This is a genomic window from Vibrio sp. 10N.222.46.A1 (genome assembly GCF_041473595.1).
Classification (GTDB): domain Bacteria; phylum Pseudomonadota; class Gammaproteobacteria; order Enterobacterales; family Vibrionaceae; genus Vibrio; species Vibrio tasmaniensis_A.
Map to the genome: position 1 here is coordinate 1 of NZ_JBFRSN010001332.1, position 538 is coordinate 538.

The window sequence follows — 538 nt, forward strand, 5'->3', positions numbered from 1 at the left end:
GGTAATTAATTTCTTGTAAAAACGAAGGCTTAGCATTGTGCTAAGCCTTTTTTATTCCACTTGTGAATAAAGAATCTGTTTATATAATGAAATGTTTATTATAAGGTAGAGTTAATACTCCAATTAAAGCTCTCCAATAAAATGGTGTTTTATTCTTAGGTTGTTGTTTTTGTTGGATATATAAGTGTTCGGCTAACACTTGTATGCTCGAAAGTATTTGCACAATAGTGTGAAGTGTTTCAAAATTACCAAGTTATATTGAAATATTTTGTGCATTGAGGTTCTTATGAAAGTCATTGATTTATTTAAACACCGAGGCGACAGCGTGTCTTCGCAACACTCAGAGTTTATGCAATGGATGTCTCCAGCTCTTAGAGATTACTGGGGAGACTTTCTGAATCGCACGCAAAATAGTCATTTCTTTGCGTGGGTTCGTGATCACCACAAACCTGCTGTCAATGAAGATGCGCCAGAGATGCCTGTTGAACCACAGATCGTACTTAAGCCAGAAGCACAACTTGTATTTGATGAGCTTGAA

The 538-nt window shown here is 36.2% G+C and carries 1 pseudogene; it reads left to right on the forward strand.

The features are described 5' to 3' along the window. Positions 1 to 286: 286 nt before the first annotated feature. Positions 287 to 538 (forward strand): annotated as a pseudogene (locus AB4496_RS26385) (MaoC family dehydratase); the annotation flags it as partial.